This window comes from Bacillus cereus group sp. N11 (genome assembly GCF_016483605.1).
Taxonomy (GTDB): Bacteria; Bacillota; Bacilli; order Bacillales; family Bacillaceae_G; genus Bacillus_A; species Bacillus_A toyonensis.
In genome coordinates, this window is the sequence record NZ_JAEHBN010000026.1 from 32504 (window position 1) to 47831 (window position 15328).

The following is a 15328-nucleotide window of genomic DNA, read 5'->3' on the forward strand; positions in this document are numbered from 1 at the left end:
TTTGAAAAATATATCAGCCGTATAAGAAAGGGCGGAGAATTATGCAATTTTCTAAAGAAAAGCTGTTACCAAATGGCTCTATTGTTCTGTTAAAAGGAGGGACAAAAAAGGTTGTAATTTACGGGAGAAAACAACTACTTATGGTTGAAGAACCGGTTATGTATGACTACATAGGCTGTTTTTATCCAGAAGGATATATTGATCCTGATTATACATTTGTATTTAATCATGATGCTATTGAAGAAATTATATTTGTAGGTTTTATAGATGAGGAAGAAGAGGCATTTGTAGGATTGCTTAATTGAATGTGATTTAGAAACAGGTGACCTTCAAATTCTGATAAAACTAGCAATCTCCATGCCGAACTTGGACAAATTATAAGCAGGGAAAAAGCTGGACGCGAAAATGATGAAGAGATTACTATTTTCAAATCAGTTGGTTTGGCAGTAGTAGATATTATCGCTGCGAAGTATTTGTATGAGAAAGCGGTGGAGTGCGGGATGGGGAATAGGATTGAGTTTTGAGACTGCCTTTTGGTGGTCTTTTTTGCATAAAATCTTGTAAAGCAAGTAAAAGTAGAATATTCAATAGAAAGATAAAGTGTTTAAAAGTTCGGAATAATATATTACAATGCGTTTGGTGAAATTAACCAATATATATTTTGCTCATTAGAAGTTATAGCAGGTATTGACGATTACTCCTTAAAGGCAGCATCGGAAGCTTCTACACTTAAGTATGAAGTAGAAGTAAGTATGCTACATTTTCTAGATCGGTTACCAATTATTGGAGATGCAGACCTGGAAATTAAAGGTGATTTGTGATTGGGTGCAATAGGTTTGAAAGGTAGCGTTGGAAAAGAAACTGGTATAACAGTTCCTGTTTTAGAGGGGTTTACTATGGGAAGTAGTTTTAAATTTGAAAAACCTGAGGAGAAAAAATGATATGAAAACACCATCGTATAAACCATTATATATTTTAGTTTATGTCGTAATATCCGTATCTATTATAGGGTTAATGATTACTCCATTCAACAATTGGTGGGAAAAATTATTAGGAACTATCGTTCTCATTCTTTTGGGAGCAGGTTTAATATGTTTTTTAAAATTCGGACGGTGGGCGCAAGAGAAATTTTATGATAAATTTACAAAAAAACGGGATTAATATAAGACTGGAGTAATTAAGATATGCGTACAATAAATAGAATTCTGACTTTTACTGTATGTATTATGTTTATGTTGTTAATTGGGGCTTCTTCTACTATACGGTTAGAAGATAAACTTTTACTTATAGGTGTGCTACTAATTTGCAATGTTATTGCATACTTTACAGTAGAGTATATCTATAAACGTATAGACAATAAGAAAAAACAGTAGATTTATAATTCGCGAAATTCATTTAATATTTAGGAGGCAAAAGTATCAATGAAACTATTACCAATTGGAACAGTAGTTAAGCTAGAAGATATGGAACAAAGCGTTATGATTATTGGCAGAATGGCTATTTCAGAAGATAAACGTGAATTTGATTATGTAGGTGTTCTTTACCCTATTGGATTTATAGGTAATGAGAATGTGTTGTGTTTTAACTACGATAAAATCACAGAAGAAATGCATAAAGGATACATGACAGATGAAGAATTAGTTTTACGTGAAAAGTTATTAGAAATGTAAATAAAGCTTTTGTTTATAAATATCCTTTTAGTAAGAATACTTTAAACGTCTTGGGAGAAATCTTTAAAAGATGACATGCTATAATTTAGTATGTCTTTTTTATGAAAAAAATTCTTTTCTATCTAAATATCTGCCTTTCTGCCAATTTCATATGCTGCTCTAGATGCTTCGAATAACTTTTGATTACGTTGCTGTTTAACTTGTTTTATGATAATTGTGGCATACGGATTTAAGGTGGTTTTGGTGCGAAATTCTTGCAAGTAATCTACTAAACTTGGACATATTAATATTATTAATCTACAAAAGATGTGTGATCAGTATGGAAAAGGAAATCTATGTTGATTTTCGATAAATTTTAATAAAAAATGTATCAAGAATATTATCTTTTTCTTCTTTGTTGATACCAATGTATTTTAGTGTGATTTGTGGTGTGCTGTGATTTGAAATTTCTTGCAACATGGCTACAGCTTTAGTTTGTTTATAGAACCAATAGCCGAAGGTTTTGCGCATGGTGTGAGTCCCAATAGATTCGATACCAGCAAAATCTTTGGCTTTTTTAAATTTTTGATAAGTCTAGATCTTATTAATGGGTTGATCTTTTTTTCGAGAAGCGAATAATATTTCACAGAAGGTGTAAAATGAGATGTTGATTTAGATGGTGAGGGTGAAGATGATAGTATTAAGGATATGGTGAACACGGGTGCGAAAAAAACTTGGTCAACAGTAGCAGGGTGGTTTAATTAACATGAAAAAAAATACAGATTTTAATAAAAAAGCTTTTGAATACTATATGGCTCTTTATGCTGCAAATGATATAAGATCGACTATAATTACTCTTGTGATTGGGATAGCAGATATATTTGTGCTTTTACCTGCTTTTGCGAATCCTGTTCAACCGATATATGTACATAATAGTTCCACCAGTTGCTTTTTTAAATTTATGGGCAATATGGATTGTTATAAATCCTAGGAAGCGGCAATTACAATATACTCTATTTCGTGGGGTATTTGGCATCGTATGTTCAGTAGGATTATTAGTTATAACCCAAAAGTTTGCATATGGAATGTTAGGATTACAAACTCCCATCTACTTTATTTTTTCGGTTGGTTTGTATATTTTTGCTTTGAATTATTATTATAAAAATCATATTAAAAAACTTCAGGAACCAATCAAAAAATCAAAATCATCGAAAAAAAACTCTGGTTTCGGAGTAGTTGCTTTTATAGGATTGGGTCAACTCGTTGCTAATATCAGTCTTGGTTTTGCAACACAAAAGATGGTAGCAATTGTATTAATGTGTGTATACTCCATGCTTTCGTTTATTTTGTTTCATTTCATTATGGAACTCCATAGGTACTATTATTTAAGGAAGCATATAGAAGATGGGGGTAGAACACATACAACCTTTTAAAGAGGTTTATTGAATTTTAAGTATTGTGGTTGCGGTCCTCTTCTAGTCAGTAAAGACTATGGAAAAGAGAAGGGAGAAACAACATCATGAATATAGAATTACATTTAGATAAAGGAAGGACGGGAAATTACGCAATTATCTAAAGAAAAGTTTTTACCAAATGGTTCTATTGTTCTGTTAAAAGAATGTGGGATTACGTGTCTTGTCCATATCCTCACGGAAATTTGTCTAAAGAATACAATGTATTTTTTAATCATAATCAAATTGCTAGTTTATTTTTTAAAGGTTTTGAAACAGTTGAAGAGTTAGAGCTAAGAAATAAACTATCAAAATTTTAGTGAAAAGGTAGATTAATTATATGTTTTCAGGATTTCAATGGTTTCCTAAAAAATGGGGAAAAAGAAAAGTTTCAGAACAGTTTCATCAATCAAAGTTTGCTGATGAAGGTAAAGGTATTTTGATTACTATTTATGCTATAGATTTGTATTTTATATCTATTCCTTTAAAGGTAAAAAAATATAATTAGTTTTAATCATAAATATATTCTTTATTTGAAGGTTGGAGTAGTACCCCTAAAATGTGAATTTACAATATTAATTTGTTTCTAGTCTTAAAAATGAATAACTTTAACATCGATAAGGATTTTGAGATAAGTCATACGAGATACTTGTAAGCCTTAGCTGAAGTGTAAAATTAATTAAATATCTATCAATAGAATAAATCATATTGGTAGATATTTAATATTGTAAATCTGCAAGTTCTTAATGTTATTTCAGTTTTTTATTAATTTCAATCACAGGTAGCTCAGGCAGATGTAATTGAAACAAGTATGGAAGCTGTTAATCAAGCTATGCCAATGCCAGGTATGGATGCCATGGTAAATCTTTTTATTGTTATGAGGCAAAAACTGCAAGAAAAGCTGGATCATTTGTATCAATTCAATCAGACCTCTAGTAATAACTATAGTACAGCACTTCAATTAGCAACTAGTATTGCTGCAGGTCTTGCGGAAGTTCAAAGTGGGAAAGGGTTTAGTCCCGTAAGTGGTACATTTAGTACACAGGGGTTGAATATGGACTGGACGACTTCCATTCAAAAAATGACAGAAGCTAAGGCACACGAAGCGGACAATTTTGTAAATAGCAATTTATCAGATGATAATATCTAAGAAGGTACAATGTATGATACCCCCCTGAAAAATCTATGCTTCGAAAAGTTTGGGACGGTATATACGTTGGTTCTGGGCAAGTTATCGGAGGGATTGTAGAAGGATTCAATTCACTAGATGATACAGTAACAAAAAAAAATATTAAGTATGCTATAGGCCATCCCCTAGAGACAGCATCTACTACGTGTAATACTTTTTCTGATTCATTTGTGAATGATTTTTGGCATGGTGATGCAGAAAGTCGTGCAAAATGGGGAACAAGTATTTTTATGGAAGTTGGGATAGGATGGATTGGGGATAAAGGGATAGGCTGAGTAGGGAAAATAACTACACTCGGTGAAGGCGCGAATCTAGCAAAAGTCTAGAAGGTATCTCTTCCGTTTCGAATCAAATATCATTGAAAGACCAATTTGCTTTTGCTGGTGGAAGTGGTGGACAATCCAGGTTTAATATACCTGAGTTTAATCAAGCAAAGGATACGCTTTTATCCGCTAAAGTAGAATATGGAGCTCATTATGAAAGAGTTAAACGCAGAAAAGTACTTGCACCAGATGTAGAGTATAAATCACCATCAGGTCATACTTATAAAACTGATAGTGAGAGGCGAATTACTAGTGTAGAAGGAGAATTAAAAATAGGAGATGCTAAAAGAAATCCTTATGCACAACGAAAAGCTGGACAAAATGGACCGAATGGAAGAAATGATAGATTAAAAGATGATGATGGAGGTCATTTAATCGCAAGTATGTTTGAGGGATCTGGTGATATTGATAATTTGGTGGCAATGAATTCACAAATAAATCGTTCTGGAGGTAAATGGTATAGTCTTGAACAAAAGTGGTCGCAAGCTTTAGCGGATGGAAAAACGGTGAAAGTAAGAATAGAGCCTATATATTCGGATGATAGTATAAGACCTTCTCAATTTAAAATAGCTTATGAGATTAATGGTATATTTTAACTATATTCAAATACAAGGGGATTTTAAATGAAAAAGAAATTGGTAATTATTTTATCCATTATTTGTATTATAGCAGGAGGATATTTTACTATGGAATACTTAAAACAAAAAGAAAAAGAAGAAAAGTTTTGGAAGGCACAAGAGGCACGAGTAGAAAAGTATATTCATTACAATATTCAAGATGTAAAATCGATTACATTTAAAGAACACAGTGTAAGTCCAATGGGTGTTCCCAGATTAAAAGGTTATATAAATAATAATGAAGAATTGGATTTTATAGCTTATATTAGTACTACAGAAAATTTTGAAGATGATTTCACACGTTCTGGAGAACTTGGAAAACTTATAAAAGACCCTGAAAAGTCGGTATCTGAAATTGAAAAAGAAGAGAAGGAAAAGAAACAAGAGTAGTCTTTGCACTACTCTTTTCTTCTCTTCTCTATCCCATTTTAAGAAGAATGCAATGGTAAGTTTTTTATAAGGGGAATTTCTAATGAAGAAAGTAATGATTTTGGTTGTATCTGTTGTGGTGCTCATAGCAGGAGGGTATTTTACAATGGAATACTTAAAACAAAAAGAAAAAGAAGAACAATTTTGGAAAGTACAGGAAGCACGAGTAGAAAAGTATATTCGTTATAATATTGAAGATGTAAAATCTATTACGTTTACAAAAAAAGATGTAAGTCCAATGGGCGTTCCTTATTTAGAAGGCCATATAAATCATAATGAAGAATTAGATTTTATAGCTAGTATAAGTACTACAGAAAATTTCGAAGATGATTTCACACGTTCTGGAGAACTTGGAAAACTAATAAAAAAAACCAGCAAAGTCTGTATCCAAAATTGAAAAAGAAGAGAAAGAAAAAAGACAAGAGTAGTCTTTGAACTACTCTTTTTTTGTATCCCATTCTAAGAAAAATGCATTGGTAAGTGTTTTTTATAAGGAGAATTTCCAATGAAGAAAGTAATGATTTTAGTTGTATCTGCTGTGATGCTCATAGCAGGAGGGTATTTTACTATTGAATACTTAAAACAAAAAGAAAAAGAAGGTAAATTTTGGAATTAACAAAAAGACCGAGTAGAAAAGTATATTCACTATAATATTAAAGATGTAAAATCTATTACATTTACAGAAAATAAGATAAGTCCAATGGGAGTTCCTCATATAAAAGGCTATATAAATCATAATAAAGAATTAGATTTTATAGCTAGTATAAGTACAACTGAAAACTTTGAAGACAAATTTACGCGTTCTGGGAAATTAGGAAAACTTATAAAAAATCCTGAAAAATCAGTATCTGAAATTGAGAAAGAAGAGAAGGAAAAGAAACAAGAGTAGTCTTTGCGATTACTCTTTTATTTTTATTATAGAAAAATAAAGAGTTGAAAATATGAAAGTAAACTAATAATAAAAAGTTTGCTTTCAAATTAGAAAAGATTAGTCCCTCACTCCACTCCAGCTAAAAACCTCACACCCAAAAACAAAGGGGAACTCAATTGTTCAAAATCATATAAAGTTTCAATCTTGTCTAAGCATCCATTAGAATATACAATTGATCATCTATTTTTCTTTACATAATCTCCAGATACGTTCCATATCAACTATAGATTCTTGTCTTATGCTAAATGTAATCAAAAAGCAAGTAGATAAAGATAATGACTAAAACATTAACTCTAGATACTTTTTTGATGAATATTACAAATAAACAGGAGGTAATGAAAAATGATTAAAACATTATTAGCAGGAGCACTTTTAAGTACAGGATTGGTAGCGGGAGGTGCAGTAGGTGCAGATGATGCGAAAATGGACAATTTAAAGTCAAATGAAAATAGTTCAAATCAAGTAATTACACAGAGTGCAGATGGAACAACGTCTTTCTCACAAAACTTTGATTTACCTAAAGATGCAGTGCCAGCAACTCCTAAAGGAGACGCAAAAACTGTTGAAAGAACAGAAGGTACAGGTTCTCAAGAAGGAAAAATGGTACCAACAAAAGAAGGTACAGATTCTCAACCTGGATTTGAAATGGGAGCCCCTGAAAAACTAGAACATGCAAAAACTGTTGAAAGAACAGAGGGTACAGACTCTCAAGAAGGAAAAATGGTACCAGCAAAAGAAGGAAATTAAATAATATATAGTTATAACGAAGAGCATCCAAAAAGTGATGCTCTTTTTATATTATAGGAATCAACTGGTTTTACTCAATATAGAACTGTAGCGGGAATTCAAGCTAGAATATGGGTTACTGTCTCTTCAAATCATGGTGTTGGAAGCACTAATTTTGGTAGTAACGTTACAACATAAACATTTTATTAGAGATTTTTTAAATTTACATACACTCTAGGTAAACTACATATCAACTTCAGATACTTGTTTTATGATACAAGTAAGCAAACAAAAGGAGGGCAAAAAATGATTACAACAGTATTAACAGGGCACTCTTTTAAGTACAGGAAATTATTAACAGGTGGAGAAAATGTTGAAGATGTACAGACAGATCAACATATTCCATATGAACAAAATGAATTGCAGCAAACTCTAGAAAAGTACGATTCGAAGAAGTTTGAGTTATAAAAAGAAAATAGATAAATATAGTGAAAATAGATAAATTAACAAGAGAAAAGTATTTTGTGTATATAACAGGTGATTTTCATTTGGATATAGGACTTGAATCAAACTTTTATACTAAAATATATACGGCAAAAAGGAGGGAGTACATTGCACAAAATTATTTATGGAATATTAATTTTAATGTATACTTTGTATTCATTTTTTGTAAGTGATGGAAGTGAAGTAAGATTTATTATGGTGTTAACTATAGCACTTATCTTTTCTGTGGTTTTAGAAAAAGGAAATGCAAACAAAACGACTGATTAAAGGTCTTTTTGTTTGCATTTTTTAGTTGGCTATTAAAGTCCAGATGTTTTAGGGATAGCACCAAATCGCCATCACCTTAAGAAAATAGAACCACCCCAGAACGTAAAAATGAGCTTTTTATTACAAGTTAGCACTACATTTCGTTTTTGGGATACTATTAAATTTTTAGTTGATAAAAACGCCCGCCTAAAATAGAAAACTTTTAACCTATTATCCTTTATTCCGTAGCTTTTAAGGTATTTAATACGACTTTGGTTGCGTCTGCAATAAGTTTATCATCGTATTTAGCATCCTCTTTATCATGATTAGAAAGTATAGCAAGAACAATCGGTTTTTTATTTGGTGGCCAAATAATTGCGATATCATTTCTTGTTCCGTAAGATCCTGCGCCTGTTTTATCAGCTACTTCCCATCCTTTTGGTACGCCCGCACGAATCAATTTATCTCCAGTTGTATTTCTCTTCATCCAATCTACTAATAGTTCACGTTTTTCTATTGGAAGTGCAGTTCCTAATGTAAATGATTGAAGTGTCTTAGCTATCGCTTCTGGTGTACTGGTATCATGTGTTTCTCCTGGATGCACTTCATTTAATTCAGGTTCAAATCGTTCTGAGGTAGTAACAGTATCTCCCATTTCTCTCAAGATTTTTTCAAATGCAGAGGGCCCTCCTAACTGTTTAAGAATCAAATTATGTGCTGTGCTGTCACTATATCGAACTGAAGCATCTGCAAGTTCTTTTAACGTCATGCCTGTATCAACATGCTTTTCAGTAATTGGATTATAATTAGAAAGATCTTCATGAGTATACGTAATCCTTTGATCAAGAGCTTCTAATGAGTTCTTGCGTAAAAGAGCGCCCACAGCTAATGATTTAGATGTAGATGCAAATGCAAAACGATTATCTGAATGATAAGCAACAGTTTGATTCGTACCTGTGTCCAGTGCATAAATACCAAGCTTAGCATCATATTCTTTTTCAAGTTTAGCAAAAGATTGATTACCTGTATTTTCTTGTTTAATTTGATTAGCTTGATTCGTTTGTTTAGGTGATTCAGATTGAGTGTTACTATTGGAACAGCCTATAAGTGATACACATGAAAGTAATACTACAGGTACAATCTTTTTGTAATGTAAAATGTTTAAGAACTTGTTTAAAATGAACATAAATTTTCAACCTCTTTCAAGAATATATGGATTTTGTCTAGGTATTCTAAATACCAATGCAATTAAAGATGGCATAGGGGAACAATACTACTGCAGCTAAAATCTCACAGGTTAAATAACATCCAAAACGTTTATCCCGCATTAACGGGCAGCCCGATTGGTGAGGGCTGATTAAAGTTTCACTTTATATGATTGATAAGTCACGGTTTGAGTTGTTTCTTTTTTGTTTCCACTTGTAATGGTTCACCTGTGAAAGTATTAAACTTATAATACATAACTGTAGTATTACGATGCATATTTTTCACTTTTTGGGATAATAAGTCCTTTCATTTTTTTGTAATACATAAAAATAGATGTCAAACGGGATATGTTGTATCCAATCGGGACAACTCATATTAGAAATACACTTATTAGACACTCTAATTAATAAATTTGTTCCACTTTAAGAGGAGGGAGAATTTTGGATTTGTAAAATAACAATGGAACTACGTGTTTTTTCGTCATACAAAAACCTCTACATATAAGTAGAGGTTTTTAAATTATATATGAATGAATTATGCTTTTTTAAATAAAGCAAATCGAGTTCAGATAAACGAAGAACATAGAATACATAATTTTAACTAGACTTATTATTAACTAATTTATCCCCGCCACCAAGCTCCGCCTCAATCTGCGAAGTCTTCGATGACTCATCCATACGCCAATACGTAATAAAGCTGATTGCGATACATCCAGCTACGTAGAAGTAGAATAGTGATTCCATTCCGATACTCTTTAGCCATAATGCGATGAACTCGGCTGTTCCGCCGAATATGGCAACTGTTAGTGCATACGGTAAACCTACGCCTAGTGCGCGAATTTCAGTTGGGAAGAGTTCGGCTTTTACAATTGCGTTAATGGAAGTGTAACCAGTAACGATAATGAGGCCGACCATCATAAGTAAGAATGCTACGATTGGTTCTGTCGTTTTTTCCATAAAGAAGAAGATCGGCGCTGTTAGTAATGTTCCGAGAATACCGAATGCCATTAATAGTGGACGGCGTCCGATTTTATCGGATAGTAGTCCTGCAATCGGTTGAAGTACGACGAATATAAGTAGTGCGACAAAGTTAATCCAGCTTACAACTTCTTTCGGAAGGCCGACTGTGTTTACCATGAACTTTTGTAAATATGTTGTGTACGTATAAAATGCAACAGTGCCTCCTAGTGTTAGGCCGACTACTGTTAATACTGCTTTCGGATGTTTCATAAGAGCGCGAACGGTTCCTGCGCTTTCGCGTTTTTGCGATTTTATGTTTGAGAATTGCTCCGACTCATCCATCGTGCGGCGAAGCCATAATACAGCTACTGCACCCATCGCTCCAATAATGAACGGAATGCGCCATCCCCAAGCTTTCATATCTGGTTCGCTTAGTAATTGTTGAAGAACAATTTGAACGCCTAACGCAACCATTTGTCCAGCAACGAGCGTTACATATTGAAAACTTGAATAAAAACCGCGGCGGCCACTACTAGCCATTTCAGATAAATACGTTGCGGAAGTCCCATACTCTCCGCCGAGTGATAATCCTTGTAGTAAACGAGCAAGAACTAAGATGATCGGCGCCATAATACCGATGCTTTCGTAACTCGGTGTACAGGCGATAATTAAAGAACCACCGGCCATAACCGTAATGGAAAGAGTTAATGCTGCCCGGCGTCCGTGCCGATCTGCATATCGTCCCATTAGTAAACTGCCGATAGGGCGCATTAAAAATCCAACTGCGAAAATAGCTGCTGTGTTCAATAATTGACTCGTTGGATCGCCTTTAGGAAAGAACTCTGCTGAGAAGTAAACAGCGAAAGCAGAGTAAACGTACCAGTCGTACCATTCAATTAAATTGCCGACAGAACCTTTGAAAATATTGCCGGCGACTCGATTAGATTTTGCTTGAGCCATAATCATTCCTCCTCTTGCTTAGAAATAAAAGGTATATATGAAAGCGCGTTCATTGTAGTTGAATTGTACTGTCTACAGAATAAAATCTCAATATTATGACAATTTTATTCTTTTTGTACTTTATGTACATGGAGAGTTTTTATAGTTGCTTCATTATTAGTTTTGTCATAATAATAGAAAAAGGAGATTGATAGTTTTGAATATTTTATCAAAGGATATGAAGCATGAAGAAATCACACAAAGTGTCATTACAAACGAAAATAGTAAGCTTAATTATCGCGTTAATTTTATTTGTTGTTCTCCTATTAGCAGGAATATTTGTTTACATTCAGTCCGTTGATACGAAGCGCCAAGTGGAGCAGTTAGCACTGCAAACGGCTAAATCTCTTTCTTTTATGCCTGCTATAAAAGATGCTTTTCAATATAACGAGCATAAAAGTACCATTCAATCCATTGCGGAACAAGTTCGTGAGCAAGCTGGTGCAGATTATGTCATTATAGAAGATCGCTTTGGGGTGATGTATTCCCATTCTAATTCGGAGTTAATTGGTACAAAGAGTAACAATCCATATAACTATGAAGCACTCACTTTTGGTGGCTATTATACGCTCGAAGGAAATGGGGAAAGTGGTCCTGCTTTAATGGCGAAGGCGCCCATTATTGTTCATAACGGAGACTACGATCAAGTTGTAGGTGTTGTGACAGTAGAGTTTTTAATAAAAGGTATTGAATCTAACATACTGAGCAGAACGAAAGAAATTATACTCTTTTCCTTAGCTGTATTATTAGCTGGAATTGTTGGTGGTATTCTTTTAGCACGTAGCATTCGGAAAGATACACTCGGTTTAGAGCCGAATGAAATTGCAGCGCTATACCGGGAACGAAGCGCGATACTACTATCTATAAAAGAAGGGATCATCGCTATTGATCAAAACGGCTTTATCACTATGATGAACACATCGGCAGAAGAAATGCTACATGTAAATGGTGATTATATGCAGCAGCACATTTCAAAAGTTTTACCGAATTTTAATATGGAAAGAGTGCTAGAAAACGATCAAGAAATCGCGTTTCAAGATAAAGTGTTTATTTTAAACATGACGCCGATACTCGAAAATAATAGTACGGTAGGCGTTGTATGTAGTTTTAGAGATAAAACAGAACTGCAAAACTTAGTGAATACGATATCTGAGGTAAGAAAGTATTCTGAGGACTTACGTGCTCAAACACATGAATTTACAAATAAACTTTTCGTTTTGTCAGGATTACTTCAGTTAGGACATTACAAAGAAGCCATTGAATTTATTCAGCAAGAATCTAATATTCATCAAAGCCAAAACCATATTTTATTCCATCAAATTCATGATGCAAAAGTACAAGCTATTTTATTAGGAAAAATCGGAACAGCATCTGAGAAGAAAATTGATTTTCATATTGAAGGAGATAGTGCGCTTCATCCGTTACCAGACCATATAAAAGTTTCGCACCTTATTACGATTCTTGGAAACATAATCGACAATGCATTTGATGCGGTGAGTACACAAGAGGAAAAGAATGTGTCCTTCTTTGTTACAGATATTGGGCACGATATTGTGTTTGAAGTGATAGATAGTGGAATAGGAGTACCAGTAGAAAAAATAAGTACCATTTTTCAAAAAGGATTTTCAACGAAAGGAAACGATCGTGGTTACGGATTAGCAAACGTGAAAGAAATGGTAGATCTACTAGAGGGAACAATTGAAATTCAAAACGAGAAAAATGGAGGAGCTATTTTTACAATTTACCTTCCGAAAACATTGAGAGAAAGTATATGACAAACAGGGGGATGGGCATATGTTGAAGGTTGCAATTGCAGAAGATGATTTCCGCGTCGCGCAAATTCAAGAAGAGTTTTTATCAAAAATAAAAGACGTAAAAGTGATTGGAAAAGCATTGAACGCGAAAGAAACGATAGAACTACTACAAAGGGAAGAAATCGATTTACTTCTATTAGATAATTACTTACCAGATGGAATTGGAACTGACTTATTACCACAAATTCATGCTGACTTTCCAAACGTTGACGTCATTATGGTAACAGCGGCGAATGAAAACTATATGTTAGAAAAAGCAATTCGAAATGGTGTAAGTAACTATCTTATTAAACCAGTCACGTTAGAAAAATTTGTTCGCACAATTGAAGACTATAAAAGAAAGAAGCAACTATTACATAGTAACAGTGAAGTAAATCAAGCACTCATCGATAATTTCTTCGGCATTTCGCAAACACAAGACATAAAAAACTTACCGACAGGTGTGGATCCGTTAACACTGCAAAAAGTGAAAGGAATTATAAAAGGATTTGAAGAGGGCATTACAATAGAAGAAATGGGAGAACAAATGGGGGCTTCCAGAACAACCGCAAGAAGATATTTAGAATACTTAGTAGCGACAAACGAATGCACAGTAGAGTACACATACGGCATTATCGGGCGACCAGAACGAAAATATCGAATAGGAAGAGGACTATGAAAAAACGATTATTACTATGTATATGGATCATGACAGGAGTAATAGCTGGTTGTTCCGTAGAAAAAGCGCACACAAATAAAGTGAACATAGACAAAGTAGAAATCGTTGCGCCGAACGTTCAAGGAGCAGGATGGGACTTAACAGCGCGAGCGATGCAAAAAACACTGACGGAAGAAAAAATCTTCACAAAACCAATCACTGTCACAAACAAAGTAGGTGGCAGCGGTGACGTCGGATGGAAATATACGAAACAAAAAGGTGGTCACGTACTGGCGATTAACTCAAGCTTACTCATAACGAACAACCTACTAGGCCACAGTAAACTAACATATAAAGACTTCACACCACTCGCAACACTCGCATCGGACTGGGAAGTCGTTGTTGTATCAAAAGACAGCACCATAGATAACGCAAACGAACTAATGGAACAACTAAAACAAGACAAGAAAAACTTCAAACTCGGCGTTGCCCCAGGCTTAGGAAACGACGATCACCTATCATTCGTACAAGTAAGCAAAGCCTTCGGCATAAACCCAGCCGAACTACAATTCTTCGTCTACGAAAACAAAGAAAAAATCATAAACGCCCTAACGAACAAACAAATAGGCGGCGCAACCATGACCCTATCCGAAGCCGAAAAACAATACAAAGCCGGCAAAATAAAAATACTAGCCGTATCCGCACCAAAACGCCTAGACCGACTACCAGAAATCCCAACTTGGAAAGAACAAGGAATCGACGTCATATTCCAGCACTGGAAAGGAATTATGGGACCAAAAGATATGACGGAGGAAGAGGTTGCTTATTGGGATGGTGTTATTAAGAAGATGGTTGAGAGTGAGAGTTGGAAGGAGATTTTGAGGGAGCGGGGGTGGAATTCTTATTATAGGGATAGTGTGGAGACGAGGGAGTTTTTGGAGGAGAGTAATTTTAGGTATGAAGAGATGATGAAAAAAGAGGCTTAAAAAGGAAGTGTTCAATCATGCTTTATTTTTGTTGTTACTTCTATATAATATAAAAGAGATGAGAGTGTTAGGCTAATTACATTAAAGGCACTAGATAGGAATAGATAAAATCTGTCTTACTGTTTAAAAATATATTAGTCGTTAAAAGATATAAAAGGCATTTTTCAGTCTATAAGGTGTGGAAACGTAAATTATAGAGTTTCTGTGAGATTTAAGGAGGACATAATGAAGAAAAATATTTATGTTGTTGGAGCAGTAATTGTCCAAGATGGGAAAATTTTATGTGCGCAAAGAGGACCATCTAAATCGTTACCTCTTATGTGGGAATTTCCAGGTGGGAAAATAGAAGAGGGAGAAACACCTCAAGAGGCGTTAAAGCGTGAAATTGATGAAGAAATGCATTGTAGCGTGCAGATTGGTGAACAAATTGATTATACAGCCTATGAGTATGATTTTGGTATTGTTCATTTGAAAACTTTTTATTGTAAACTTGTTAAAGGAAGTCCGGTTTTAACTGAACACGTAGCAATTAAATGGTTATATCCAAATGAACTATCAGCTTTAGAGTGGGCACCTGCGGATATCCCAACTATTGAGAAATTATCAAAAGAATCGATTGTAAAGTAATTTGAAAAAACTATTCGTTTTATGCGGATAGTTTT

The 15328-nt window shown here is 34.1% G+C and carries 14 protein-coding genes and 7 pseudogenes; 18 read left to right on the forward strand and 3 right to left on the reverse strand.

The features are described 5' to 3' along the window. Positions 1 to 41: 41 nt before the first annotated feature. From JDS98_RS27165 to JDS98_RS27185, 4 genes and pseudogenes are all read left to right on the forward strand, one after another. Positions 42 to 305, forward strand: a complete 264-nt coding sequence (locus JDS98_RS27165) for a DUF4176 domain-containing protein (protein WP_001160636.1) — start codon at positions 42 to 44, stop codon at positions 303 to 305. Between the two features lie 36 nt (positions 306 to 341). Next, positions 342 to 524: pseudogene (locus JDS98_RS27170) on the forward strand (ornithine cyclodeaminase family protein); the annotation flags it as partial. 418 nt (positions 525 to 942) lie between these two features. Next, complete coding sequence (locus JDS98_RS27180) at positions 943 to 1161, forward strand: hypothetical protein (RefSeq protein WP_098911700.1); 219 nt, start codon at positions 943 to 945, stop codon at positions 1159 to 1161. Positions 1162 to 1421: 260 nt separating this feature from the next. Beyond that, on the forward strand, positions 1422 to 1670 hold the full coding sequence (locus tag JDS98_RS27185) for a DUF4176 domain-containing protein (protein ID WP_000771621.1): 249 nt from the start codon (positions 1422 to 1424) through the stop codon (positions 1668 to 1670). A 333-nt stretch (positions 1671 to 2003) separates the two neighbouring features. Here the strand turns inward: JDS98_RS27185 and JDS98_RS27190 are convergent. Beyond that, a pseudogene (locus tag JDS98_RS27190) lies at positions 2004 to 2288 on the reverse strand (tyrosine-type recombinase/integrase); the annotation flags it as partial. A 127-nt stretch (positions 2289 to 2415) separates the two neighbouring features. Here JDS98_RS27190 and JDS98_RS27195 point away from each other — a divergent pair. From JDS98_RS27195 to JDS98_RS27240, 10 genes and pseudogenes are all read left to right on the forward strand, one after another. Next, a pseudogene (locus JDS98_RS27195) lies at positions 2416 to 3082 on the forward strand (hypothetical protein). A gap of 182 nt (positions 3083 to 3264) precedes the next feature. Further along, positions 3265 to 3420: pseudogene (locus JDS98_RS27200) on the forward strand (DUF4176 domain-containing protein); the annotation flags it as partial. A 20-nt stretch (positions 3421 to 3440) separates the two neighbouring features. Further along, a complete protein-coding gene (locus JDS98_RS27205) occupies positions 3441 to 3608 on the forward strand; it encodes a hypothetical protein (RefSeq protein ID WP_000490950.1) in 168 nt (55 codons plus the stop codon). 303 nt (positions 3609 to 3911) lie between these two features. Beyond that, positions 3912 to 5208, forward strand: a pseudogene (locus tag JDS98_RS27210) (DNA/RNA non-specific endonuclease). A gap of 27 nt (positions 5209 to 5235) precedes the next feature. After that, positions 5236 to 5619: a DUF1433 domain-containing protein gene (locus tag JDS98_RS27215; protein ID WP_000728334.1), complete on the forward strand. Its 384-nt coding sequence runs from the start codon at positions 5236 to 5238 to the stop codon at positions 5617 to 5619. Positions 5620 to 5701: 82 nt separating this feature from the next. Further along, positions 5702 to 6086: pseudogene (locus JDS98_RS27220) on the forward strand (DUF1433 domain-containing protein). 77 nt (positions 6087 to 6163) lie between these two features. Next, positions 6164 to 6547: pseudogene (locus tag JDS98_RS27225) on the forward strand (DUF1433 domain-containing protein). 384 nt (positions 6548 to 6931) lie between these two features. Continuing rightward, positions 6932 to 7336: a hypothetical protein gene (locus tag JDS98_RS27230; RefSeq protein ID WP_000598095.1), complete on the forward strand. Its 405-nt coding sequence runs from the start codon at positions 6932 to 6934 to the stop codon at positions 7334 to 7336. A gap of 285 nt (positions 7337 to 7621) precedes the next feature. Next, a complete protein-coding gene (locus JDS98_RS27235) occupies positions 7622 to 7783 on the forward strand; it encodes a hypothetical protein (RefSeq protein WP_176549959.1) in 162 nt (53 codons plus the stop codon). A gap of 144 nt (positions 7784 to 7927) precedes the next feature. Beyond that, positions 7928 to 8086, forward strand: coding sequence for a hypothetical protein (locus JDS98_RS27240; RefSeq protein WP_176548846.1), 159 nt, complete (start codon positions 7928 to 7930; stop codon positions 8084 to 8086). A gap of 217 nt (positions 8087 to 8303) precedes the next feature. On the opposite strand, the gene blaIII is transcribed toward JDS98_RS27240, so the two are convergent. Together blaIII and JDS98_RS27250 are read right to left on the reverse strand one after the other, a co-directional pair. Continuing rightward, positions 8304 to 9251 (reverse strand): class A beta-lactamase BlaIII, encoded by a 948-nt coding sequence (blaIII, locus tag JDS98_RS27245; protein ID WP_199634525.1) that lies wholly within the window; start codon positions 9249 to 9251, stop codon positions 8304 to 8306. A 616-nt stretch (positions 9252 to 9867) separates the two neighbouring features. Next, the gene (locus JDS98_RS27250; RefSeq protein WP_000035840.1) at positions 9868 to 11190 is read right to left on the reverse strand and encodes an MFS transporter; all 1323 of its coding nucleotides are present in this window, start codon (positions 11188 to 11190) and stop codon (positions 9868 to 9870) included. Positions 11191 to 11414: 224 nt separating this feature from the next. Between JDS98_RS27250 and JDS98_RS27255 the strand changes: the two genes are divergently transcribed. The 4 genes from JDS98_RS27255 to JDS98_RS27270 all read left to right on the forward strand — a co-directional run bounded on the left by JDS98_RS27255 (position 11415) and on the right by JDS98_RS27270 (position 15293). Further along, positions 11415 to 13004 carry an ATP-binding protein gene (locus JDS98_RS27255; RefSeq protein ID WP_199634526.1) on the forward strand — a complete coding sequence of 530 codons (1590 nt, stop codon included), beginning with the start codon at positions 11415 to 11417 and terminating at the stop codon, positions 13002 to 13004. Positions 13005 to 13023: 19 nt separating this feature from the next. Continuing rightward, positions 13024 to 13701: a response regulator gene (locus JDS98_RS27260; protein WP_199634527.1), complete on the forward strand. Its 678-nt coding sequence runs from the start codon at positions 13024 to 13026 to the stop codon at positions 13699 to 13701. Continuing rightward, a complete protein-coding gene (locus JDS98_RS27265) occupies positions 13698 to 14666 on the forward strand; it encodes a tripartite tricarboxylate transporter substrate binding protein (protein ID WP_199634528.1) in 969 nt (322 codons plus the stop codon). The genes JDS98_RS27260 and JDS98_RS27265 overlap by 4 nt, the downstream gene beginning before the upstream one ends. A gap of 225 nt (positions 14667 to 14891) precedes the next feature. Next, positions 14892 to 15293, forward strand: coding sequence for a (deoxy)nucleoside triphosphate pyrophosphohydrolase (locus tag JDS98_RS27270; RefSeq protein ID WP_098138423.1), 402 nt, complete (start codon positions 14892 to 14894; stop codon positions 15291 to 15293). Positions 15294 to 15328 lie beyond the last annotated feature (35 nt).